At 51.0% G+C, this 22485-nt stretch carries 22 protein-coding genes and 1 pseudogene; 14 read left to right on the top strand and 9 right to left on the bottom strand.

All coding sequences use genetic code 11. From position 1 onward, the window contains the following. Positions 1–13: 13 nt before the first annotated feature. From ELR57_RS28175 to ELR57_RS00650, 7 genes and pseudogenes are all read right to left on the bottom strand, one after another. A pseudogene (locus ELR57_RS28175) lies at positions 14–223 on the bottom strand (hypothetical protein); the annotation flags it as partial. A gap of 2 nt (positions 224–225) precedes the next feature. Beyond that, positions 226–1671: a DEAD/DEAH box helicase gene (locus ELR57_RS00675; RefSeq protein WP_126956228.1), complete on the bottom strand. Its 1446-nt coding sequence runs from the start codon at positions 1669–1671 to the stop codon at positions 226–228. Positions 1672–1736: 65 nt separating this feature from the next. Next, complete coding sequence (locus ELR57_RS00670) at positions 1737–2222, bottom strand: hypothetical protein (protein ID WP_126956226.1); 486 nt, start codon at positions 2220–2222, stop codon at positions 1737–1739. Between the two features lie 12 nt (positions 2223–2234). Continuing rightward, positions 2235–2933 (bottom strand): ATP-binding cassette domain-containing protein, encoded by a 699-nt coding sequence (locus tag ELR57_RS00665; RefSeq protein ID WP_126956224.1) that lies wholly within the window; start codon positions 2931–2933, stop codon positions 2235–2237. After that, positions 2926–3303 (bottom strand): GntR family transcriptional regulator, encoded by a 378-nt coding sequence (locus tag ELR57_RS00660; RefSeq protein ID WP_126956222.1) that lies wholly within the window; start codon positions 3301–3303, stop codon positions 2926–2928. The genes ELR57_RS00665 and ELR57_RS00660 overlap by 8 nt, the downstream gene beginning before the upstream one ends. 2 nt (positions 3304–3305) lie before the next feature. Then, a complete protein-coding gene (locus ELR57_RS00655) occupies positions 3306–4046 on the bottom strand; it encodes a hypothetical protein (protein ID WP_126956220.1) in 741 nt (246 codons plus the stop codon). 279 nt (positions 4047–4325) lie between these two features. Next, entirely contained in the window at positions 4326–4769 is a 444-nt protein-coding gene (locus ELR57_RS00650; RefSeq protein WP_126956218.1) for an SRPBCC family protein, read from the bottom strand. A gap of 162 nt (positions 4770–4931) precedes the next feature. Between ELR57_RS00650 and ELR57_RS00645 the strand changes: the two genes are divergently transcribed. The 3 genes from ELR57_RS00645 to ELR57_RS00635 all read left to right on the top strand — a co-directional run bounded on the left by ELR57_RS00645 (position 4932) and on the right by ELR57_RS00635 (position 7615). After that, positions 4932–5747, top strand: a complete 816-nt coding sequence (locus tag ELR57_RS00645) for a helix-turn-helix domain-containing protein (protein ID WP_126956216.1) — start codon at positions 4932–4934, stop codon at positions 5745–5747. Positions 5748–5834: 87 nt separating this feature from the next. Beyond that, the gene (locus ELR57_RS00640) at positions 5835–6962 is read left to right on the top strand and encodes an epoxide hydrolase family protein (RefSeq protein WP_202866389.1); all 1128 of its coding nucleotides are present in this window, start codon (positions 5835–5837) and stop codon (positions 6960–6962) included. Between the two features lie 17 nt (positions 6963–6979). Beyond that, on the top strand, positions 6980–7615 hold the full coding sequence (locus ELR57_RS00635; RefSeq protein ID WP_126956214.1) for a DJ-1/PfpI family protein: 636 nt from the start codon (positions 6980–6982) through the stop codon (positions 7613–7615). A gap of 64 nt (positions 7616–7679) precedes the next feature. Here ELR57_RS00635 and ELR57_RS00630 read toward each other — a convergent pair whose 3' ends face one another. Then, the gene (locus ELR57_RS00630) at positions 7680–8009 is read right to left on the bottom strand and encodes an antibiotic biosynthesis monooxygenase family protein (RefSeq protein WP_126956212.1); all 330 of its coding nucleotides are present in this window, start codon (positions 8007–8009) and stop codon (positions 7680–7682) included. A gap of 112 nt (positions 8010–8121) precedes the next feature. Here ELR57_RS00630 and ELR57_RS00625 point away from each other — a divergent pair, with 112 nt between their 5' ends. Continuing rightward, positions 8122–8994: a LysR family transcriptional regulator gene (locus ELR57_RS00625; protein ID WP_126956210.1), complete on the top strand. Its 873-nt coding sequence runs from the start codon at positions 8122–8124 to the stop codon at positions 8992–8994. Between the two features lie 10 nt (positions 8995–9004). Here the strand turns inward: ELR57_RS00625 and ELR57_RS00620 are convergent, their stop codons facing one another. After that, the gene (locus ELR57_RS00620; RefSeq protein ID WP_126956208.1) at positions 9005–9922 is read right to left on the bottom strand and encodes a helix-turn-helix transcriptional regulator; all 918 of its coding nucleotides are present in this window, start codon (positions 9920–9922) and stop codon (positions 9005–9007) included. Positions 9923–10057: 135 nt separating this feature from the next. Here ELR57_RS00620 and ELR57_RS00615 point away from each other — a divergent pair, with 135 nt between their 5' ends. The 10 genes from ELR57_RS00615 (at position 10058) to ELR57_RS00570 (ending at position 22434) form a co-directional block, all read left to right on the top strand. After that, the gene (locus tag ELR57_RS00615) at positions 10058–12175 is read left to right on the top strand and encodes a glycoside hydrolase family 52 protein (protein WP_126956206.1); all 2118 of its coding nucleotides are present in this window, start codon (positions 10058–10060) and stop codon (positions 12173–12175) included. Positions 12176–12344: 169 nt separating this feature from the next. Continuing rightward, on the top strand, positions 12345–13607 hold the full coding sequence (locus ELR57_RS00610) for a flavin-dependent oxidoreductase (protein ID WP_126956204.1): 1263 nt from the start codon (positions 12345–12347) through the stop codon (positions 13605–13607). Beyond that, a complete protein-coding gene (locus tag ELR57_RS00605) occupies positions 13604–14056 on the top strand; it encodes a DUF3237 domain-containing protein (protein ID WP_126956202.1) in 453 nt (150 codons plus the stop codon). Before ELR57_RS00610 ends, ELR57_RS00605 begins: the two co-directional genes overlap by 4 nt. Before the next feature lie 182 nt (positions 14057–14238). Continuing rightward, a complete protein-coding gene (locus tag ELR57_RS00600; protein ID WP_126956200.1) occupies positions 14239–14892 on the top strand; it encodes a response regulator transcription factor in 654 nt (217 codons plus the stop codon). A gap of 2 nt (positions 14893–14894) precedes the next feature. Further along, the gene (locus ELR57_RS00595) at positions 14895–16292 is read left to right on the top strand and encodes a HAMP domain-containing sensor histidine kinase (RefSeq protein WP_126956198.1); all 1398 of its coding nucleotides are present in this window, start codon (positions 14895–14897) and stop codon (positions 16290–16292) included. An 82-nt stretch (positions 16293–16374) separates the two neighbouring features. Next, positions 16375–17262 carry a hypothetical protein gene (locus ELR57_RS00590; RefSeq protein WP_126956196.1) on the top strand — a complete coding sequence of 296 codons (888 nt, stop codon included), beginning with the start codon at positions 16375–16377 and terminating at the stop codon, positions 17260–17262. A gap of 174 nt (positions 17263–17436) precedes the next feature. Then, positions 17437–18612 (top strand): sensor histidine kinase, encoded by a 1176-nt coding sequence (locus ELR57_RS00585; protein WP_238162359.1) that lies wholly within the window; start codon positions 17437–17439, stop codon positions 18610–18612. After that, entirely contained in the window at positions 18599–19255 is a 657-nt protein-coding gene (locus ELR57_RS00580; protein WP_126956192.1) for a response regulator transcription factor, read from the top strand. Before ELR57_RS00585 ends, ELR57_RS00580 begins: the two co-directional genes overlap by 14 nt. Positions 19256–19410: 155 nt before the next feature. Beyond that, the gene (locus ELR57_RS00575; RefSeq protein WP_126956190.1) at positions 19411–20271 is read left to right on the top strand and encodes a CPBP family intramembrane glutamic endopeptidase; all 861 of its coding nucleotides are present in this window, start codon (positions 19411–19413) and stop codon (positions 20269–20271) included. 138 nt (positions 20272–20409) lie between these two features. Continuing rightward, positions 20410–22434 (top strand): right-handed parallel beta-helix repeat-containing protein, encoded by a 2025-nt coding sequence (locus ELR57_RS00570; protein ID WP_158629886.1) that lies wholly within the window; start codon positions 20410–20412, stop codon positions 22432–22434. Positions 22435–22485 lie beyond the last annotated feature (51 nt).

Here is a 22485-nt window from a genome sequence, read left to right as displayed (position 1 = left end):
ACGGCTCCTAACCCTAAGGTTGACACTTATATAAAATGCCTCTATTCCGCAAAGCGCGGATTAGAGGCATTTTTGCGTTATTTGCCTTATACTCGTTGATGATGTACGTCTCGTAAATTTCCCGATGAACGGGGTCTTCGACCAAACACACCTCGATCTTGGTCACTTCATTCCGATAATCCTTCATCACCGACACGGTATCTTCGAAGTGCCTTCTGCGTCTTATTATTTCCGGTTCGCCTCATGTACCTTCAACAGCTTGCCTTTGACAGTCGTATCCTTCATCATATCAAGAACGAGGCGTCCTTTGCCATTCAGAATATCCACATAGGAGGCGTTATCCTCGATCGTGATGATCCCGATGTCATCCGCCGTTACCCCTTCGAGCTTCGCGATCGTGCCGACGAAGTCTACCGCCCGAAGCTTCTTTTTCTTCCCCCCGTTAAAGTAAAGCTTCATCACTTCCTTATTCGATGCGGAACCCTTATCCTTCTTGACGGTTCGCCGGCTTATCTTCGCTTCGAAGGCGGGGCTGTTGCGAGCGATCGCTTCTTTGGAAGGATTGTTTCTCTTGGGAATCTCGAACCCGATATATCGCTCGACGCCCGCCACGAATTTCTCTTCGGTCGGCGTGGCGAAGGAGATCGCTTTCCCCGAATGTCCGGCCCTACCCGTTCGGCCGGTTCGGTGGACATAGCTTTCGTTTTCTTGCGGAAAATCGTAGTTGATGACATGGCTGATGTTCTCGATATCGATCCCTCTCGCAGCTACATCCGTCGCGATCAAATAGCGGAATTCCCCTTGTTTGAAAGCGTTCATGATCCCCGAGCGATCGTCTTGCTCCATTCCCCCATGGATTCTGCCGCAGGGATATCCGTGCTTGTTTAATTCTTTGAAAACGACTTCAACTCTGATCTGCGTCCGGCAGAAAATAATGCAGCTATCCGGATTCTCGACGATAGTGACGTCCCGGAGCAGTTTAAGTTTGTTCTCGTCCCTGACCGAAAAAATCGAATGCTCGATTTGGCTTGTCGTTCTAGCCTCGGTCTTAACCTCTATGTCCAACGGATGATTCATGTACTTGTGGCATAAATTCTCTACGTCCTTGGGCAAGGTCGCCGAGAACAACATCGTCACGCGATCCTGAGGAAGCTCGCGGATAATCGTCTCCACATGCTCGATAAAACCCATATTCAGCATCTCATCGGCTTCATCAATTACAAGAAACTTGATTTGTTCGAGATCGATCGTCTGCTTCTCGATATGATCGATTAACCGCCCCGGCGTGCCTACGATGACATGATTTCTCTGCTGCAGCTGCACCTTCTGCCTGGAGAAAGGCTGCTTCCCATAAATAGCGGTCGCTTTTATTCTTTTGTATCGGCCGATATTCATGATATCCTGCTTCACTTGATCGGCAAGCTCGCGAGTCGGCGTTAAGATCAGGGCCTGCGGCCGATTCTCATCCCATTCCAACATCTCGCAGATCGGAATGCCATAAGCCGCGGTCTTCCCGCTTCCCGTATGGGACTTGACGGTCATATCCTTACGCTCAATCGCGACGGGGATCACCTTGCTTTGAACTTCCGTCGGTTGTTGATAACCCAAGCTTTCCAAAGAACGAGTAATTTCCTCGCTTAACTTATAGTCTTTAAAGCCTTGCTCACTCATAGACAAACCCCTTTATTATAAGTAACACCGAATTATTTCCTCGAGGCTAGGTTGTATTCTATCTATTATGGACCTGCCTGTCTATTCCATTCAGAGTACATTCGGCTTGAACGCTTGTTTAGAAATTGATCCCCGCGCTTCTTCACATAGTTTGCAATCACGAAACGCCAAGGAATGACGAAGGGGAATATGACAACCCATAAGATAGAAATAGCCATCTCCATAGTCGGATCGTCCATGTGACCGGATGTCCAAATCGGGAGGGCAACGACGATCAGCCAGAGCGACTTCCACGCCAATTCCCACAGAAGTACAGGCAGCATCTGCAGGGGATACCGCAACCCGAGGACGCATAGCGCCCAGAAGGCGAGCAGCATGCATTGCACCACCCCCTCCATCAATTCCCATGACCCCGACCGGTTGATGACTTCAGGCCATATCTGTATACCGAGCCCCACGACGACAACAAGATACCCTGCCCTCAGTATATAAAGACGCAATAACGAGACCTTCCGGGCTGTTCCTCCTTGGAAATGCTCCGTCACGTTCATCATCCCTCTCCCCTAGATATAAGCCTTCTTCATCCAATCCGCGATGCGAAGAGACTCTGTTTCATGCAATTCCTCCACGTCGGCCATCTTAAGCAGCGAACCGTCTTTAAGCGCAATGAAACCGTCTATTAAGCTTTCGATTTCCGCAACCTCATGGCTAGTCATGATTAAGGTTTGAGCATTCAAGTCAACATAGGAGATCAAACCTTTCACGATAGTCTCGCGTACCATCGGATCTAGCCCGGATAAGGGTTCATCCATCAGAATGTAGGGTACTTCCCTGGCCAAAGCGAGCACGATTTGCAATCGGCCGCGATTTCCTTTCGAGAGAGCTTTGATTTTCATTTGCGGATCCAATCGCATAAGCTTCATGATTTCGTCCGCTTTAGCAAGGTTGAAGTCAGCAAACTGCGACGCCTGGAACCGTATCGCTTCCCTTACCGTGAAAATAGGATAAAAGGAGCCCAATTCAGAGGAATACGAAACGACTTTGCCGGTTCTTCGATTGGCCGCCTCTCCGTTTACCGTCACGCTGCCGCTCGTAGGCAGCGAAAGTCCCGACATTAGCTTCAATAACGTTGACTTCCCGCTGCCGTTGCCGCCTATAACGCCAATGATTTTGCCTATAGGAACCGTCAGTGAGATGTCCTTAAGCGCAGTCTGGTTTATATATTTTTTTGTAACGCCTGTCATCCGGATCACGTTACTCATCGCCTTTCTCGACATTGTTCAGATATTCTTCCAGCCCCGATAGAATCTCCGCTGAGCTGTATCCCATTTCTTGCATGACATGAACGAATTGCTCGATTTGTTCGTGTTTTAACTTTTCACGCTGTTGAACCAAGCGTTCTTGCCGCTCCGAAACGAACGTGCCTTGGCCTCTTCTCGTTTCCAAGATCCCTTCGCGCTCCAACTCGCTGTATGTGCGTTGAACGGTATTGGGATTCATGTTGTATTTGATCCCCATATCGCGGATGGAGGGAAGCTTCTCTCCTGCTTTCAACTCCCCGCTTATAATTTGTCGGTGTATGCGATCCGCCAATTGCAAGTAGATCGGCTTTGAAGCATTAAATTCATCCATCGTTATCCCTCGACTTTGTTGTCCACGAGCCACGCGGTTAATATGAATAATCCGACGATAAGGATGAGGTCGTATACATACCCTCCTGCGTAGGTTTGTATAGGATCTGTCAATACCGAGGGGAATTTATAAGTAATGCCGCCCCATTCCGCAACGATCCGATACAGATCAGAGGTTTTAAACAGAGCATTAAGGCCTTCGGTAATGACAGCCGCGCCAGCAACCGCTGCCCAGCTCCAACGCCCGATTCTCAGCTTGAGGTATTGGTACAGGGCCCAAAGAGCCATCACCCATGCGCCAAGCATAATGGATATCCAGATAATGTGCGGAAAGACGAACCAGCCCATTCTCCAAGTATCCGTCCAATACGGCTCAATCAAGCTGAACTTAGGTTCGATCAGCAGTCTGGACAATGCATATAGCAAGGCTAATGAAATTACCGTCATCATCAAACCGTTCGCTATTTTACTCAGCAACAATCTAGAAGCCGATTGGGGATTATTCAGCCATAGGTGCAAATGGTTGCCCTCCGACTTTAACCCCATAACTACGATAAGAGGAACGTAAACCACATGTAGGGCAACGGCAATCGCTAAAGGAACGAACATGAGCAATGAATCTTCCGCTGCCCTCTCCAAGAATATCGTCAGCACTGCAATACATACGTTCATGACGAGTCCGATAAAGAACACGGCTCTTGTTAACTTAAAGTCCTTAATGAACAAAGCTGGCCACTGCCTCATATCCGCTTCACCCTTTTACGAGAAATTAATCAAAAGACCAGTGCACTAATGAAATAGTACACTAAGTCACTACAACATGTAAATAGGCATTAGAAAAAAAAGGCAAAAGAGGGTCCCCTCTTTCGCCTTCTCCACCAATGGTTTGATTCCCCATATTATCCCATAAAAATATGCGTACTTACGTTAGCCATTGAATCGATTTTCAGCGTAAGCTGGAAAGCGGACGGACGATTGGTAAAATCGTTTTGGCAAATTTCTGATCCTACCTAGTTTCTGATCCTACGAAGGGAGCCCGTCCTTCCGGTCCCGTTCCTGCACGAGTTCGACGAACGTCTGCAGCATCTCCGGATAGATCTTGTTCGTTGGCCGTCCTATGATAAAGGCGTACAACCAGCCCAACAATCCGGTAAAATCAAGTTCGTGAGTAATCCGCAAAGCCCCGGTGTTCAGCTTCTCGAAGCTCCTGTTGAACGTAAGGCGACCGCCGGGCAGCGGAACGATGCAGGAATAGCCTTTGGCCTTATCGATGCCGACGATCCGAAACTTCGACCAGACGCCCCCCTTCGCCGACTTCATTCCCCCGGATACGCCTACGGCGAAGGGCCCCTCCAGCTTCGCCTCGACAATCTCTCGGTCCCATTGCGGCCATGAAGGAACATCCGCCCAAGCTTGCCACAAGGCCTCGGTCGAGACTTCTGCGATCGTGCTGTTTATGAATTTCAACGTTTTTTGCTCCTTATAGAGAAATGGTACTAGTCTGTTCCATCATATCATTTTCCAATCGGGAACTGTGTTAGACTTGGATAGAAGACCTTCGCCGCTACCGACAACAATCCTGCAGACGGTCAACCGAAGAAACAATGAGACAGAAAGGACTGAACAGCAATGCCGTTTCGGACCTATCTCCCCCAACCTCCTTTGTCTTCTCTCATCGCATACTTCTGGTCCTATACCGGAACGAATCCGCCGCACTCTAGAAGACTCACCCTGCCGGACGGCTCGATCGATCTTGTCATTGATCTGCGCGATCGTAAAACCCGTATACATAATCGATATGACAGCGAAACGACACTGGCATCTTCCGTGATTAGCGGGCCTCAGACCGATTATTATATAACGGATTCCTCCAGCGAGCGGTCTATGATTGGCGTCCATCTCAAGCCCGGCAGCGCAGGTCCGCTTCTAAAGCTGCCTTCTATTAAGTTAAAGGATACGCATGTCTCGCTGGATGATTTATGGGGGATAGCGGCTACGGATCTGCGCGATGAGCTGCTTTATTCCAACTCGGTAGAAGATCGGTTCCGTATCCTTGAGAAATACTTTCTATTGCGAAGCGATTGGTCAAGGCCATCGCATTCAGCCGTTCCGTTTGCGATTGCCTCGTTGCAGCAGCCGCAACAATCCGAATCCATTACGAACCTAGTCGAACAGGTTAACATGAGCGCCAAACGATTCATTCAAATCTTTAAGGATGAAGTGGGGCTAACACCCAAACGGTTCAGTCGTTTAATGCGTTTTCAACAGGCGGTACGTCTAATCAGACAGAGCAAACAGATCGATTGGGCCGATCTTGCCATGTCTTGCGATTATTATGATCAGTCTCATTTCATAAAAGAATTTCAGTCCTTCTCCGGCCTCACTCCGACCGAGTATCGCGCTATCGAAAGCCTTCACCCCAATCACATCCCACTCACCAGCTAGATTCGAGGAAAAAATATACAATACGGCTTCCCGTTCGTCCCCTTACAATGCGGAGAGCAGCTTACATTCTGTAGTTGGAAGGGGAGATTGGCTATCATTGCTCCATTCAAAATCGAGGTTCCGCAATCCGATCTTGAAGACTTAAGAGCGCGGTTGCATCGTACCCGGTGGCCCGATGAAGAGGCCGGCGCAGACTGGTCAATGGGTACGGATCTCGGTTATATGAGAGAACTGATCGATTATTGGCGAACGCAGTATGACTGGCGCATTCATGAAGCCAGGTTAAATGCCTTACCGCAATACAAGACTGCTATTGAGGGAACGACCCTCCATTACGTGCATGTTCAAAGCGAAAATCCAAATGCGGTGCCGCTATTGCTCGTTCATGGTTGGCCCGACAGCTTCTACCGATATCACAAGATGATCCCGTTGTTATCCGACTCCTTCGATCTTGTCGTGCCTTCGATTCCCGGCTTTGGATTCTCGGATCGCAGAACCACAACACCGAAGCGAGTCGCCCGCTTGTTTGCCAAGCTGATGACAGAAACGCTCGGATACGAAGGCTTCGCGGCTTGCGGCGGGGACATCGGCACTGGAATCGTGACCATGCTATCCACCCATCACTCCGACGTTGTGAGAGCGATCTTGTTGACGGACGCCGGTTATCCAACCGGAAGGGAGGATATGACGGAGGTGTCCTCTGCCGATCGGCAGTTTATGTTAGACACGCAGGCTTGGGTTCAGTCAGAAGGCGCCTATCTGAAGCTGCAAGCGACCAAACCGCAGACGCTTGCCTATTCGCTTAACGATTCGCCGGTCGGCTTGGCGTCTTGGATCATTAGCATGATCCGTTCGGGGGCTGGCGACGAGACCGTAGATGTTGCCTTTGGCGGCAGGGAGGAACTTCTCACGAATATCATGATCTATTGGCTGACCGAGACAGCCGGATCTGCCGCGCGCATGTATCGGTTAATGGCATTGGCCAATCAAACGAACGAAGATCGCGATCCGCCGAAGACAGCGATACGCAGAGTACCGGCAAGCATCGCGCTCTTCCCGCGCGAAATCCAGTTCCCCGCAAGTTGGGCCGAACGTTCGGTACATGTGCGAAGCTATAACAGGATGCCCCGCGGCGGTCATTTTGCAGCGCTGGAGCAACCCGAACTTCTGGCCCATGAACTGAGGCGATTTATCCCTATCCATTATTCTTATTGATAACCAAGGAGGAACTTATGAGATACGCTTATGTTTACGTACTGGATACGATGGCGGATTGGGAGCTTGGCTTTGTGACTGCGGAGCTCAACTCCGGTCAATATTTCAAAAATCGGGGGAGTCGTCTTCCCGTGCGTACAGTCGGGGCTTCCAATCGTCCTATCACGACGAAGGGCGGATTAACGATCGTGCCGGATCTGACAGTCGATGAGATCAAACATGAGACATCCGCGATTCTGCTTTTGCCGGGGGCCGATAATTGGAAGGATCCCGCGAACGGGCCAATCCTAGAAAAGGCAAAGCAACTGCTGAACGCCGGCGGCAATGTTGCAGCCATATGCGGAGCAACGCTTGCGCTTGCGGATGTGGGGTTGCTGGATGATCGTCAGCATACGAGCAACAGTCTGGAGTATTTGAACTTCTTTAGCCCCTCGTACAAAGGCGCCGCTCGATATAAGGACGAGAAAATCGTTGTCGATGGCAATCTGATTACAACCGGTTCAGCCGGCGCGCTAGAATTAGCGCGCGAGGTTATCGCGCTGCTGGACCTGTTTGCGGAAGAGACGCTGGAAGCTTGGTATAACTACTTCGCTTCAGGCGACCCTAAATATTTCTATGCGATGATGGGGACGCTGCAAGAGAGCCATTCATAACTTGCGAGGGTGACTAAGACGTTGGTCTTGGGTCACCCTGTTTCTATTCTCATCGGGGGCATCGCTACTCGTTTTTTTCATATTCGTAATCCCGTTCGACCTTGCAGACTCTCGTTTTGAATCGGAGGTACCAATCGGACACCCCACGCCTTTGAGCAATCATATGCCGTTCATTCTGTTTCCAATTTCTTATGGCATCGAGAGATTCCCAATACGATACCGTAATGCCTACGCCTTCCCGGGCGCTTTCTACGCCTAGAAATCCGGGTTGAGAACTCGCGAGTTTCTCCATCTCTTCTGACATTTCTGCATATCCGTTGTCCCCATCCGTTCTCTCGGATGTAAAAATAACGGCGTAATAAGGGGGCTCCGGTGTCTTTGCTATTCCGCTCATAAGTACCTCCCGCTAAAGTTATTGATTTGATTATAATGATTAAATTAAAATAAATAAAATGAATATAAATGATACAATGAATTAGATTGTTTCATGAAAATGAGAGGTCATTATGAATTTGCTTAAGTACCAAATTTTCATTCATGTAGTGGAAACGGGGAGTCTCACTAAGGCTGGAGAGGTGTTAAACCTTACTCAATCCGCAATCAGTCATGCCATCTCCGGATTGGAGCACGAATTAGGATTGAATCTTCTTATTAGGAACCGTTCAGGTGTCCAACTTACCGATAATGGAGAACGGTTACTCCATTATTTCAGAAAAATCACCCAGTTAAATGAAGATCTTCACCAAGAAGTGGCTTTGATCAAGGGCATCGAAACGGGCACGGTGAGGATAGGTACATTTTCAAGCGTATCTATATCGTGGCTGCCCGGAATTCTAAAAGAGTACCACGATCGGTTTCCGTTAATTGAAACGAAAATACTTGACGGCAACTACCGCGAGATCGAAAGGTGGATTGCAACCGGAGCCGTTGATATTGGTTTCGTGAACCTCCCCGTTCAGGAGGGGTTAGAGGCGATCCTGTTGAGAAGAGACAGAATGCTCTGCATTTTGCCTGCCGATCACCCTCTTGGCGGGCAATCAACCATCCGAATCGATCAAATCATAAACTCGCCTTTCATTATGCCTACCACTGGCTGCGATGCAGATCTAAGACGAATTTTCTCGCAATACAAACTTTCGCCGAATATCAAATATGAGCTTGAAGACGATCATGCCATCATGTCCATGGTACAAAATAATTTAGGTGTAAGCATACTCCCGGAGACGATACTAGAGCATTCTCGTTACGATCTATGCAAGCGTCCATTGGAAGGAGAGCACTTCCGTTCCATTGGCATTGCTGCTGTTTCCTTTAAAAGTATCTCTCCAGCGGCAAAAAAATTCGTTGATTACATAACAACATGGGTCAACAAATTATAGCGCCTGAGCCCTACATAAGCGATTTGCGGTAATCGCTCGGAGAGACGCCCGACCAGCGTTTGAACTGCCGGCTGAAGTGGGCGATGTCCCGGTAACCGAGCCTGAGCGCGATATCGGATACCGAGGTGCTCGGATCGAGCAGCCAGCGTTTGGCCAGTTGCAGCTTCACTTGGGATAAATACTGCCGCGGCGACAAGCCGAAAGCTTCGTGAAACAATCGATTGCAGTACGCCGTGCTGAATCCGAGACGGCCTGCGATCCTCTCCACAATTCGCCCCTCGCCGCCTGCATCATCCGGAATTGCCGATTCGACTGCGCTCGAGGGGTTCTCAGCCGCCTCTTCCAGCATGCGGGCCATTTCCCGCGCCACGGGAAGCCGCGAGGACGAAGGGGTATCCGCAGCCGTCCCTTCCTCCTCCAGCGCGTCTCCCAGCACGGAACACAATTCGAACAGCGCCGACAGCGCGCGAATGTGCCCGTTCGGACCCGCGGCCTGCGGGATCCCCTGCGTCATTTCGAGCAGCTTGCCGAGCGGCTCGTAAAGCTTGCGGGCATTGACGGAACCTTGGGGAAAAACGACCGTGTTCGTTTGCTGCAACCTCCGGCGGAAACGGGCTTCTCCAATGTCGAAGTGCAAGCAGAAATAAGACATCTCTTCTCCGCCCTGCGCCTCGCTGCGATGGCGCTCTCCCGAACGAACAAGCACGATGTCGCCCGTTCCCTGCGCGATGGGCAAGCCGCCCACGTGCATGAGCTGTTGCCCAGCCAGCACCCAGTTGATCTCAAACAAAGAATGATTATGGACGGGATACGACCAGTTCGGTTCCACCGTGCGCATATGCGCGTAATGCAGCGATACCGTCGCCTCCATATTGGGCAGCATATGCGCTTCCCGGCTATGCCTTTCGCCTGTCGGCAGCTTCCACAAGGCTCGTCCCTCCTAGTTGCGATTTGGGTAAAATCAGGTTCGTTTTGTTTCTGTCTCCTAGTAAAGTTGTGGAGTATATTTAGGATAAAGGCAGAATCCTATCTTCGCAATCATCAAGCTTGAGGAGGCAACCCCATGACTCTGAATCCATTCTTCAACGCGCACCACTCCCCGATCGGCGCATTCGCCAGCTTCACCCTCGGATTCCCCGGCGCAAGCGGTGGCTTCGATCTCGAGCGCGGCGTCCCGCCGAAACAGAACGTTTATATCGGCCTGCAGAAGCAAGACGGCAAAGGCTACGAGGCGCTTCCCTTCTATGAAGGAGCAGACGACGAGACGAAGCGTTACGCAGCCGAGCACGGTTCTTCCCTCAGCGACAACGACCAGCTCGTCTCCGTATTCCCGCCCGACGCGATCACGCGCGATTTCCGGCTGTGCACCGACACTTGGCAGGCTGGCGATCTCACTTTCCGCCTCTACTCCCAAGTCCGCTCCGTCCCTGATCCTCTGAAGGCGACCGAACAAGAGCTGCGCGAAACGCTGTTGCCCGCCGTACTGGCGGAAATTACAATCGACAACACCCAAGGCGATCAGCCTCGCCAAGCGTTCTTCGGCTTCAGAGGCAACGATCCGTACGCCGCGATGAGACGCCTCGAAGACTCGACCGACGGCCGACTGCACGGCGTCGGGCAAGGGCGCATCGTCGCCATCGCGACGAACGATCCGAACGTCGAATCGGCGCAAGGCTTCAACCCGGAAGCCATTCTGAAGCCGATTCGCGCCGAGAACAGGCTGTTCGGACTCGGGGGCGTCGGCATGCTGCTGTTTGATACGCCAGCCGGGCAAAAACGGACGTACCGATTCGCGCTCGCTTTCCACCGGGACGGCCTCGTCACCTCCGGCATGGAATGCTCGTACTGGTATTCCCGGTACTATCGTAACCTCGAGTCCGTCGCCGAAGCGGCGCTCGCCCAATTCGACGGTTACGTAAGCCATTGTCTCGACGCCGACCGGATGATCGACGATGCCCCGTTGTCCGCCGATCAGAAGTTTATGATGGCGCACTCCATCCGCAGCTATTACGGCAACACCCAGCTGCTCGACCGCGACGGCTCGCCGCTGTGGATCGTCAATGAAGGCGAATATCGGATGATCAATACGTTCGATCTGACCGTCGACCAGCTGTTCTACGAATTGAGAATGAATCCATGGACCGTTAAGAACGAGCTCGATCTGTTCGCGGAACGCTATTCCTATTACGATGAAGCCCATTTCCCCGGCGACGGCAAAGCGTATCCGGGCGGCATCAGCTTCACCCATGATATGGGCGTCGCCAACGTATTCTCGCGTCCGGGCTACTCCTCGTATGAGCTTCACGGCATCGCGGATTGCTTCTCCCAAATGACGCATGAGCAGCTCGTTAACTGGGTGCTGACCGCGGCCGTGTATGCGGAGCAGACCGGCGACCGCGACTGGCTGTCGCAGCGGATTCCGCTGCTCGGCGAGTGCTTGGACAGCATGATGAACCGCGATCATCCGGATCCGGCGCAGCGCAACGGGCTGATGGGACTCGACAGCAGCCGCACGATGGGCGGCGCGGAGATTACGACGTACGACAGCCTCGACGTGTCGCTCGGACAAGCCCGCAACAATATTTATTTGGCCGGCAAATGCTGGGCCGCTTACGTTGCGCTCGAGAAGATTTTCCAAGATTTCGACCGGTCCGATTGGGCGCAAGCAGCCGGTTTGCAAGCAGAGCGCTGCGCGGCGACGCTGGCGGGAAGCATGACGGCAGGCGGCTACATCCCCGCTGTCATCGGGGAAAACAACGATTCGCGCATCATCCCCGCAATCGAAGGGCTCGTATTCCCTTATTTCACGGGCAATGCGGAAGCTTTGGAAGAGGATGGCCGTTTCGGCCGCTACATCCGCGCTTTGAAGACGCATTTGCAGACGGTACTCGTCCCAGGCGTCTGCTTGTTCGAAGACGGAGGTTGGAAGCTTTCGTCGACGAGCTCCAACTCGTGGCTGAGTAAAATTTATCTGTGCCAATTCGTCGCGCACCGGTTGCTCGGTCTGCCGCAGGACGCATCCGCCGCTGCGGCCGACGCTGCTCACGTCGATTGGCTGCTTCGCCCCGAATCCGCGGTTTGGAGCTGGAGCGACCAGATGCTGAACGGCGTACCGTGCGGCAGCCGGTATTACCCGCGAGGCGTCACAAGCATTCTGTGGCTTGAGAATACCGCGCAATAATTATCATAACCGCGTTCAGCCTGTAATCAGTTTGAGAAAATGACCGGATTTGCGATAGCAATCCCGGTCATTTTCTTATTAACTGAGCCAAAACAAGCACATCCGATTCAGATTGATTTATAATATTGGAATAATAGGCACCAAAATTAAACAATTATGGAGCGTAACGATGACCAACCTGAAGAGTGCAATGATTATCGGAGCCGGAATCGGCGGCTTAGTAACGGCCTTACAGTTGGATCGGCTTGGAATTAAGGTGCAAGTTTTTGAAAGCGTTGACGAGATTCGTGCGCTGGGGGTGGGCATCAACCTTCTCCCGCATTCCGTCAAGGTATTAACCGAATTAGGATTCGCCGACGAACTGGATCGTGAAGGCGTTCGCACCGCGGAACTCGTCTACTATAACAAATTCGGGCAGCTCATTTGGCAGGAGCCGAGGGGACTGGACGCCGGCTATCAGTGGCCGCAATACTCCATTCATCGCGGCAAGCTTCAACTGCTTCTCCTGCAGGAAGTTCGACGTCGACTAGGCGAACATGCGGTCCAAACGGGCCATCACTTGAGTACGTTCGAAGAGAATGCGGACGGCGTAACCGCGCACTTTGTCAGCCGCAAGACCGGACAGGCTGTCGGCAGTTACAAAGCCGACATGATGATCGGCGCTGACGGCATTCACTCCGTGGTCCGAAAAACCTTCTACCCCGACGAAGGCGATCCCAAGTACGGCGGACGGATCTTGTGGCGCGGCACGACGGAAGCCGCTCCCTTCTTGAGTGGTAGATCGATGATCATGATGGGACATGTCGACGTCAAATTCGTGGCGTACCCGATCTCCGCCCCGAACCCGCAAGGGGAATCGACCATCAACTGGATTGCTGAATTGACCGTCCCAGGAGGGATGCGGAATCGCACCGACTGGAACCGCAGGGCCAATAAGGAAGATTTCGCGCCTTCTTTCGCCAATTGGAAGTTTGATTGGATCGACGTCCCTCGGATCATCGAGGAAGCGGAGTCCGTCTACGAGTTTCCTCTCGTGGATAAAGACCCTGTCAAGCAATGGGCGTTCGGCCGGGTAGCTTTGCTGGGCGATGCCGCGCATCCGATGTATCCGATCGGATCGAATGGTGCTTCCCAAGCGATATTGGATTCGGATGCCTTATCCCGCTCTCTGCAAGCGAATGAATCCGTGGAAGCCGCATTGAAGCAATATGAAGCCCTCCGGTTGGAGAAAACGGCATCGATCGTACTCAGCAACCGCGAGAACGGTCCTGAGATCGTGATGCAGATCGTGGAGGAACGGGCGCCTAACGGGTTTGCGAATCTTCATGACGTGATCAGCCGGCAGGAGTTGGAGGACATCTCCGCGCGCTACAAGAAGATTGCTGGCTTCGATAGAGATACCTTGAACGCCGTTAAGGACGTGACGTCATGATACATTCTGAACTTGCATTCGAAGCCGTCATGGAGGTCGGCCCCGTTCAGGAACTCGGGGCAACGCCCAAAGGCGCGAGAAAAATGATTCCCATTCTGGGCGGACGATTCTCGGGACCGAAAATCGAAGGGATCATCCTTCCCGGCGGAGCGGATTGGCAGCTGATTCGAAATGACGGCGTCGCGGAAGTGAAAGCCCTATATACGATGAAGACCGCGGATGGAACCATGATCTATATCGTCAATAGAGGCTACCGCCACGGTCCGAAGGAAGTGATGAGCCGGTTGGCTGCGGGAGAACCCGTGTCACCGGAGGATTACTATTTTCGCACCACGCCTGTCTTCGAAGTGGAAGACGGCCGATACGGTTGGTTGAACCGAACGCTGATGGTCGGCATAGGCGAGCGGACCAAAGAATCGGTTCGCATTCGGTTCTACGAAATTCTATAAACGATAAACGCCCGGGAAGACAGATGCGCTGCCTATATCTAAGTTAGCAGCGATAGCCGGGTGCAATAGCGAAATGGAAAGGCACCTGACCGGGTGCCTTATTTATTTGCCGGGAAGCCCGTCCCCTAACCTTTACAACTCTATTACATTTTCGTGATATATTGCGTTCAGAGGTGATGCCCGTGGCGACAATTCTTATTGTCGAAGACGAGAAACCAATTAATGAATTGATCCGAAGAAGCCTGCAAACCGTCGGACATCGCTGTGTCTCCGTTTATGACGGACAAGCTGCTGTTGATGAGCTTGCACAGAATAAATATGATCTCTTGCTGCTTGATATTATGCTGCCTAAGATGGGCGGTTATGAGGTGTTCGAAAGAATACGGGGAATTCCAACCATCATTCTGACGGCTCGGGACGGATTATCCGATCGGGTTAAGGGACTAACAATGGGCGCTGACGATTACATCACCAAGCCTTTCGAGATGTTGGAGTTACTGGCTCGCGTGGATGCCGTATTGCGCCGTACGAGGAGAGAACGCACGGGGGAGAGCTTCGAGCTGGACGGGATGCGCATCGATTTCGGAAGCCGCCAAATCTACTGCGATCAACAGCCGATCGAATACACGCCACGGGAATTTGAACTGCTGGAAACGCTAGTGAGAAACCGCAACATCGCGCTTTCGCGGGAGAAGCTGCTCGAATTGGCATGGGGCTACGACTATGAAGGGGATACTCGAACAGTGGATGTCCATATTCAGAGGCTTCGGAAGAAGTTTGGCCTGGAGGACCGCATCAAGACGGTCTACAAGCTAGGCTACCGATTAGAGGTATAGAGATGAGAGCAAGAACGTTTCTGGTTACTCTGACGCTGTTCCTTCTCTTTTTTAATCTGTCCATTTTTTTGTTCTCGGCGATTACGCTCAAAACCAATCTTGACGGTTCACGCGAACGAAGTCTGGGCGAACATTATTTTATTGCCTCCACTTACGGCAAGGATTTGTACGCTTTGGAAAGCAGGGGGACTATCGCGGATGCGGCGCTAGGCTCGCTGTTCCAGTCGTATTCCGCATACTATGGCAAGCAAGGCGTAGCCCTCGAGCTGTCGGAAGAAGGCCGCATCCTATACACCAGTCTGCCGAAAGGCGACCGGCGCTCCGGCCATTCTCAAGCCGCAATTCCGGGAGAGCGAACCGTAACGACAACGAAGCTGGATGGACGGACCTATGTCAGCGTAATAGGCAATCTTCCCGCACCTTACGAGACCTATACGTTAACCTACCTTTATGATGTCTCGGGCTACTTATCGGCATGGAGCCGTATGACCGGCATGCTGTTTCTGTTGGGAATCGTCTTATGCACATTGTTGGCCGTTTGTCTGCACTTCGTGCTCGGCCGCGTGTTCAAGCCGCTTCGTCAAATCTCGGAAGCTTCGAAGTGCATTGCGCAAGGAGAATATGGCAACCGCATTGGCGCGACCCGTCATGACGAGCTGTCGGAGATGGCTGATAGCTTTAACCATATGGCCGAGGAAATCCAGAAGCAGATAGGGCAACTGAAGCTAGCGGCCGAACAAAAACAGCGTTTTATCGATAATTTCGCTCACGAGCTTCGCACCCCGTTAACCTCTATATACGGCTATGCGGAGTATATTCAGAAGGTAGAGTTAACGGATGAGGATAAGTTGGCGGCAACCGATTATATCATGTCGGAGAGCCGCAGACTTCAGAATCTAGCCTATCAATTACTAGAGCTGGCGACGCTTGGCCGCAGCGACATCCGGCGGGAACCGGTTGAGATAAAAGAACTGTTCCGTAAAACGGAGGAGACGCTTAAGCTCAAGTTGGAAGATTGCAAGGTCAGGCTGACTTGGAAGTGCCGATTGGATGCGGTAGACGGTGACCGCGATCTATTGGAGAGTCTTGTCGTCAATTTGGCAGATAACGCCGTTAAGGCTTGTCCCCCGGGCGGTCTGGTGCTTCTGGAAGCTTATATGGAGTCTGAACGCCCCGTCATTCTCGTAACCGATGACGGCAAAGGAATGACCGATGAACAATTGGGGCGCGTAACGGAAGCCTTTTACCGCGTTGACCAAGCTCGCAGCAGAGCTGGCGGCGGAGCAGGCTTGGGACTGGCTCTATGTGAGCAGATTGCTGCCAGCCATGGCGCCAAGTTATCTTTTTCTTCGCAAATCGGCAGAGGCACGATCAGCAAAATTACTTTTACAACTTCGTGATAACTTGATGATAGATTGCTAACCTGGCGCCCTCATACTTGCACCTGTAAGCAAAAATCGCGTTTAAAAAAGGAGAGCTATCATGAAGGCAACAATAGGAAAAGGAAAAGAATTAAAAACGATTGTACTCGGAACGGCTGCGGCGATTACGGCGTGTACTCTTGTCTTCGGGGGCTTGGCTCAAGGGGCGAAAGCGGCGGAGACGAACAAGACGACAAGCGTAGCGACCAGCTACAGCGCGCCCGTCGTCCAAACGGCGAAAGAGAGCTTGCCAAGCGGTTATGTTAAGGCCGATTATCAGGTAAAGCTTCATGATCTCAGCGGGCAAGGAACGGCAAATGACTTGGGGATGAGCGAAGCCGCTGAGCTCGGGGCGCAAAATCTATGGACGCTGTTTCAAGCGGATCTGAAAGGCAAGACAATCGTCATGTCTTACCACCCCGCGACCGCGCTTGATCCCCGCGCTACATGGTACGGCGAAGTAGCCGAGGCGGACGGCCAAAGCTATACGTTTGAAGTGGACGCAGTAACAGGAGACCCTCGGGTCGCCCACCAAGGCCAGTATTGGAAGAACGCCGGATCGCTTGGTTTGGATAAAAAGTTGCTGAAGCAACACGATGATTTTACGAAGCTGGCGAAGGAAATGGCGGAGAATCACAAGCTCGTACCGGGTAAGTTCGCTTCGGTTGAATATGTCTCGCAAGGCTACACCAGTTCGAACTACGGCAGCAATCCCGATATTACCTTTATGGTGAAGTCGGAAGGCGGCGAGCGCGCCCAACTGACATTCTCCCGTTATAACAAGCAGCTGTTGTCGGTGGAATATGACGGGTGGCTAAAGGACATGCAGCCTAGAGAAGACGCTGCCGTAAACAGCGTAGCAGACAAAGCCTATACGCTCGTAGAAACACAAAGCGAATGGGGAGACGGAAGAATCGAGATGAAGGAGTACCCTTCGCTGAATCAATAATCGATAGAAGAAGCGCAATCCCTCGGGATTGCGCTTTTTCTATCAGATTCCCTCTACATACCTTTTGTCCTGCACGGCGTATGTATGATTGGCTTTCCCCCCCTTATTACAGCAGCGCAAACCCAGTTGATGTATAATTAAGGAAATACATATGTCCTACTTGGGTAAGGAAGGATGCCTGTGAAAAAAGTTTTTTATTTCATGGACTGGGGGATATTTGGGCTCCGGTCCTATAATTATATTTTGCTGTTATCTCATCTTTTAATGGAGAATGAATATTCGCCTCGATTGTTCGTGAACATCGTCTGGATCTTGGCGGCCCTTATTATTCCGGCTTTATTCTGGTTTCCGCAGCAAAGGATGAACAAGGGATGGTTCATCTCGCTTGAACTATTGCTAGGGGGATCTTACTACGTTAAATCGTTTATGCAGGCCGATCAACTTGGGAGTGTCGATTACCTTATCCCTAGCCTTACAATCGGCTACCTATTAACCAGAAAGACGGCCTGGACGATCCCGGTCCTATCCGTACTCCCCTTCACCAGCATGTTATTCGGGAAAGTCACCTGGGATCTGGCGCTCGGTTCAAGCTCGGATAACCTTCTTTTCTCTTTTATCGGGATTTGGGTCAGCTTCATCGCCAAGGCCTATCATGAGAAAAATAAATTAGCTAAAGAGATCGATGAACAAAATAAACTGTTATCCCAATATGCCGCCGAGATCGAAAGGATGACTCTGCTGGAGGAACGAAGCCGTATGTCCAAGGAGATGCACGACACGTTAGGGCACTCTTTTATTTCCCTTATTATGAGTCTCGATGCGGCAATTGCCCTTCTAGGCAAAAACCCAAGCCTGGCCAAGGAAAAGTTGATTAGCATAAGAGGAATGACGGAGCAGAACCTGGATGAAATGAGAGACATCGTGCATAAGATGGGGGAAGAAGAGACGACAAGTCTAGCGGACCATGCCGAGAGACTCGTCAGCAACTTTCGAGAATATACCGGAACGGTCATTCTTCTCACGCTGAAGGGCACAGAACGGACCCTTCCTTTCGATATGCGGCAGTCGATCATTCGGGTGATACAAGAGTCTTTTACGAATGCGCTCAAGCACGGGAAGGCAACGGAAATTGAGCTGGAGCTCCGCTTTTCTCCATCGGCTTTATCCGTTGCCATTCGCAATAATGGAACTCCCCTGGGTAAGATAGAGCATGGGTTCGGCCTATCAACGATGAAGAATCGGGTGGAGATGCTGGGAGGTACCTTCTCGATCTCCTCCTTGGCGGTCGCTGGCGTTGAAGTCAGATGCGAGATCCCACTGAAAGGAGATAAGCCGGATGCCGAGAATTAAAGTGCTCATCGTTGATGATCAGGAATTGATCCTTGAAAGTCTTAAAATCGTACTCGAGATGGAAGACGATATCGAGATTGTGGGATTGGCTAAGAATGGTGAAGAGGCGATCGACTATTGCGAGAAATCCCAACCGGATATCATCCTCATGGATATCAACATGCCTATTATGGATGGCGTTGTTGCTACAGAGAAGATCAAGCCTCGATTCCCGTCGACGAAAATTATTATTCTGACTTCTTACAAAGAAGTTGAATATGTTCTGGCGGCGTTAAGCCATGGAGCGGAGGGTTACCTGCTCAAAGCCATTCACCCTAAGAACCTCATCGCAGGCATCCGAGTGGTTCATACGGGAGGCACTCTCATTTCGCCGGAAATGGCGGACAAAATGATTAAAAGCATGCTGAAAAGCGGTATTTCATCGACAATGGATAAGAACAATGAATTCGGGCTTAGCAACCGTGAAGTCGAAGTTCTTCACAAGCTGGCGTTAGGTCTGCGCAATCAGGATATCGCTAAGGCCTTATATCTCAGTGAGGGTACGGTTAAGAATTATATCTCGAATATCTATTCGAAAATGAATGTAAAAGGAAGAAGAGAAGCTGCCTATAAGGCCAAAGAGACAGGGATTTTAGATTTTTAATGAACAGCTCGAAACCGACACCTTAACGGGTGTCGGTTTTTTATTTGGGTAAAGTCATATGACCGCGATATGACCAAACGGCACTGCTGAGGTTTGACTTTTTTAAAGTATAGTGTGATTTAAATCCTGAACAAGAAGAGGAGCAATCACCTATCATGAGAAAAACACCCCATAATGAGGCACTTAGCGGCAAGGAATCGTCTAAGCTTGTTGCGTTCTTTCGATTCCCCCTCATCTGGATGCTCGTGGGAGCGCTTGGGATCGCTCTCGCCAATGTGACATTCAACCTGTTATCCGAAGATTTAGAAGCGCCGGGATCCATCATGCTGGCGCTTGTCGGAAGCGCGGTTGCAATCGCGATCTACTGGCTTACGATGAAATTCCTGGCGCGGCGGCCGGTTCCTGAACTTCTGTTCCAACGGCGTGCGGTATCGGAGATTATTTACGGCGCCGCCATCGGCCTTATCTTTATCATCGTTTCAACATCGCTCATCGTCCTGCTCGGCGGGTATTCATTCAAGTGGTCAAACGAAAACATCGGCTCTGTCGTTTGGCCTATTATCGCCACGCAACTCGGCGCTGCCTTCGTAGAAGAATTGATCTTTCGCGGGCTTGCTTTCCAAGCCATTGAGAAAATGGGCGGAAGTCGGCTTGCGCTGATTCTAACATCCCTCTTCTTTGGGATCGCTCATCTAGGCAACCCCGGAGCTACAGCTTGGGGAGCCCTATCCATTATCATTGAAGCCGGCGTATTGCTAGGTGCAGCCTTCCTTTGGCGGCGCAATGTTTGGTTTATCATTAGCCTCCATTTCTTCTGGAATACAATAGAAGGACTCTTAGGCATTCCCGTCTCGGGCCATTCCTCCTCAGGTCTGTTCACCGTTAAAGTGACGGGTCCAGCCCTTCTCACGGGAGGCCAATTTGGCCTTGAAGCTTCAATTATACCCGTAATAATCAGTCTAATGATCGCCATCACCATGCTGATTCTAGCTCGCCGCAAAGGGCATCTCGTATGAGAAACTCCATATCATTCCTCCTGGCTGCAGGATATGTTAATATTGTTACTTAATACAATAATAATTTTGAACTTAGCCTGCCGCCAGCTTGCATGGAATTCTTACGACTTTTATAAGGTAGGAAGAAGGGGGATATTTATGGAGTATCATGTATCCGTACAGGGGAACGATCAGCTGAGAGGAACAGCCGATCAACCCTTTCGCACAATATCGCGCGCTGCGGCTCTTGCCCTGGCTGGCGACACGGTTATCGTTCATGCCGGAGTATACAGGGAATGGGTTAACCCTGCTAATGGAGGAACAGCGGAGCATAGAATCCTCTATCGATCCGCGGGAGACGGGGAAGTCGTCATTACAGGAGCGGAACGGATTACCGACTGGAAGTCCGAAGGGGATCATGTTTGGAGTACGGAAGTACTCAATTCCATCTTCTCCGTTCGTAATCCCTTTGAAGTGGAGTTGAGCGGGGACTGGGTGTTTGACGGGCCCTTCCCGGTTCATCTCGGCGATGTCTATTTGGATGGCAAATCTTTGTATGAATGCGAGAGCGTCGAGAAGGTCCGCAAGCCCGAAGTTTGGCCCGAAGCCAAATATCCCGAGGACTCGCTGCTCAAATGGCATGCCGAAGTTGGCGTTGCAACAACAAAAATTTGGGCCCATTTCGGCGGGAAAGATCCTCGTAAGGAAAATGTCGAGATTAATGTCCGTCCTTATTGCTTCTGGCCTGAGAAACCAGGACTTAACTATATAACTGTAAGCGGATTCACCCTTCGTCAAGCCTCTCCTCAATGGGCGCCGCCTACCGACTACCAGGAAGGTTTGATCGGACCTCACTGGAGCAAGGGTTGGATTATAGAAAACAATATAATCAGTGAATCCAAATGCGTTGGCATCAGCCTCGGTACGGAGATCGGTACAGGCCACACCAAGTCTTCGGGGAAGCATATGAAAGGCGGAACTCAACGCGAGCAGGAGGTTATTTTACGAGCATTACGCTCCGGCTGGCATAAGGATAGAGTCGGCAGTCACATCGTTCGAGGCAATGTGATTCACGATTGCGAACAGGCCGGTATTGTGGGGCATATGGGGGGAGCCTTCAGCCGCATTTATCAGAACCACATTTACAATATTCACCACAAACGGCTCAGGCACGGTGCCGAAGTAGCGGGCATTAAACTGCATGCTTCCCTGGATACTCAAATTAGCGAAAACAGAATCTACAGCTGTTACCGTGCGCTTTGGCTTGACTGGCAGGCACAGGGCACGCGCATCAGCCGCAATGTATTTTTTGACAACCTTTCCGAAGACCTCTTCGTTGAGGTTTGCCATGGTCCGTATATGGTCGATCATAATCTGTTTCTCTCTCCGATGAATTTCAGAAATATGGCACAGGGCGGGGCATTTGCCCATAACTTGTTTGCAGGCAGATTTGTCGTTCGTTCCGAGATTACCCGTACTACGCCGTATCACTTCCCTCACGAGACGGCAATGGCAGGGTACTCCAACATCACCGGGGGCGATGACAGGTACTACAACAATATCTTTTTGGGGGATAACGACGCGAATAAGGAACCTGTTCCAATAACCTTTTTCGAGCATCTTCCGCTTAAGCCAAGAGATGAAGTTGGAGAAGACGGGAAGACGGTCATGGACGGCGTTCCGGACAATTCCATTTGCTATCTGCATGCCGTGGGACTGGGGGGCTACGACAAACATCCCGATGTAAAAGATAAGAAATGGTGGGAATACACCCCGGAGGAGCTTATTGAGCTTGGCGAAGCCGCAAAGGATTTCTTTATTGGAAATGCGGTTCTTCCGGTGGCGATGGGCGGAAATTTATATCTTAACCATGCGGTTCCAAGCAGTCATGAACCCCATGCGAAGATCTATGCGCAGAAGGGTATAAAAGTCGAGATTAATCCTGCGCAAGGCAGGGTGCACATTCAGGTCAAAGAGCCCGAATTGCTTCGGGGAGCCTCTGCAACGTTGGTGACCACCGACCTGCTTGGCAAGACTTATCACGCCGATATGAAGTATGAGGAACCGGACGGCACTCCATATCGTTTCGACTCCGACTTCTTCGGGAATAAGAGACCCGATGCAGATGTCTCACCTGGTCCGTTTGAATGGACCAACAATGCTACCATCGATTTTGAATTTTAGTTTATTATTGTTGATCCAGATCCAGTCACTTCGGTGATTGGATCTTTTTTG

This window comes from Cohnella sp. AR92 (assembly GCF_003990975.1).
In the GTDB taxonomy this organism is placed as follows: Bacteria; Bacillota; Bacilli; order Paenibacillales; family Paenibacillaceae; genus Cohnella.
This window is presented reverse-complemented; position numbering and strand designations above follow the sequence as displayed.

Excerpts from the sequence above, each read along its gene's own strand:
- ELR57_RS00585 (WP_238162359.1), top strand. The coding sequence starts at position 17,437 with ATGCCTGTGAAAAAAGTTTTTTATTTCATGGACTGGGGGATATTTGGG.
- ELR57_RS00615 (WP_126956206.1), top strand. The coding sequence starts at position 10,058 with ATGACTCTGAATCCATTCTTCAACGCGCACCACTCCCCGATCGGCGCA.
- ELR57_RS00675 (WP_126956228.1), bottom strand. The coding sequence starts at position 1,671 with ATGAGTGAGCAAGGCTTTAAAGACTATAAGTTAAGCGAGGAAATTACT.
- ELR57_RS00645 (WP_126956216.1), top strand. The coding sequence starts at position 4,932 with ATGCCGTTTCGGACCTATCTCCCCCAACCTCCTTTGTCTTCTCTCATC.
- ELR57_RS00655 (WP_126956220.1), bottom strand. The coding sequence starts at position 4,046 with ATGAGGCAGTGGCCAGCTTTGTTCATTAAGGACTTTAAGTTAACAAGA.
- ELR57_RS00625 (WP_126956210.1), top strand. The coding sequence starts at position 8,122 with ATGAATTTGCTTAAGTACCAAATTTTCATTCATGTAGTGGAAACGGGG.
- ELR57_RS00580 (WP_126956192.1), top strand. The coding sequence starts at position 18,599 with ATGCCGAGAATTAAAGTGCTCATCGTTGATGATCAGGAATTGATCCTT.
- ELR57_RS00670 (WP_126956226.1), bottom strand. The coding sequence starts at position 2,222 with ATGAACGTGACGGAGCATTTCCAAGGAGGAACAGCCCGGAAGGTCTCG.
- ELR57_RS00570 (WP_158629886.1), top strand. The coding sequence starts at position 20,410 with ATGGAGTATCATGTATCCGTACAGGGGAACGATCAGCTGAGAGGAACA.
- ELR57_RS00575 (WP_126956190.1), top strand. The coding sequence starts at position 19,411 with ATGAGAAAAACACCCCATAATGAGGCACTTAGCGGCAAGGAATCGTCT.
- ELR57_RS00630 (WP_126956212.1), bottom strand. The coding sequence starts at position 8,009 with ATGAGCGGAATAGCAAAGACACCGGAGCCCCCTTATTACGCCGTTATT.
- ELR57_RS00595 (WP_126956198.1), top strand. The coding sequence starts at position 14,895 with ATGAGAGCAAGAACGTTTCTGGTTACTCTGACGCTGTTCCTTCTCTTT.
- ELR57_RS00590 (WP_126956196.1), top strand. The coding sequence starts at position 16,375 with ATGAAGGCAACAATAGGAAAAGGAAAAGAATTAAAAACGATTGTACTC.
- ELR57_RS00605 (WP_126956202.1), top strand. The coding sequence starts at position 13,604 with ATGATACATTCTGAACTTGCATTCGAAGCCGTCATGGAGGTCGGCCCC.
- ELR57_RS00660 (WP_126956222.1), bottom strand. The coding sequence starts at position 3,303 with ATGGATGAATTTAATGCTTCAAAGCCGATCTACTTGCAATTGGCGGAT.
- ELR57_RS00610 (WP_126956204.1), top strand. The coding sequence starts at position 12,345 with ATGACCAACCTGAAGAGTGCAATGATTATCGGAGCCGGAATCGGCGGC.
- ELR57_RS00665 (WP_126956224.1), bottom strand. The coding sequence starts at position 2,933 with ATGAGTAACGTGATCCGGATGACAGGCGTTACAAAAAAATATATAAAC.
- ELR57_RS00635 (WP_126956214.1), top strand. The coding sequence starts at position 6,980 with ATGAGATACGCTTATGTTTACGTACTGGATACGATGGCGGATTGGGAG.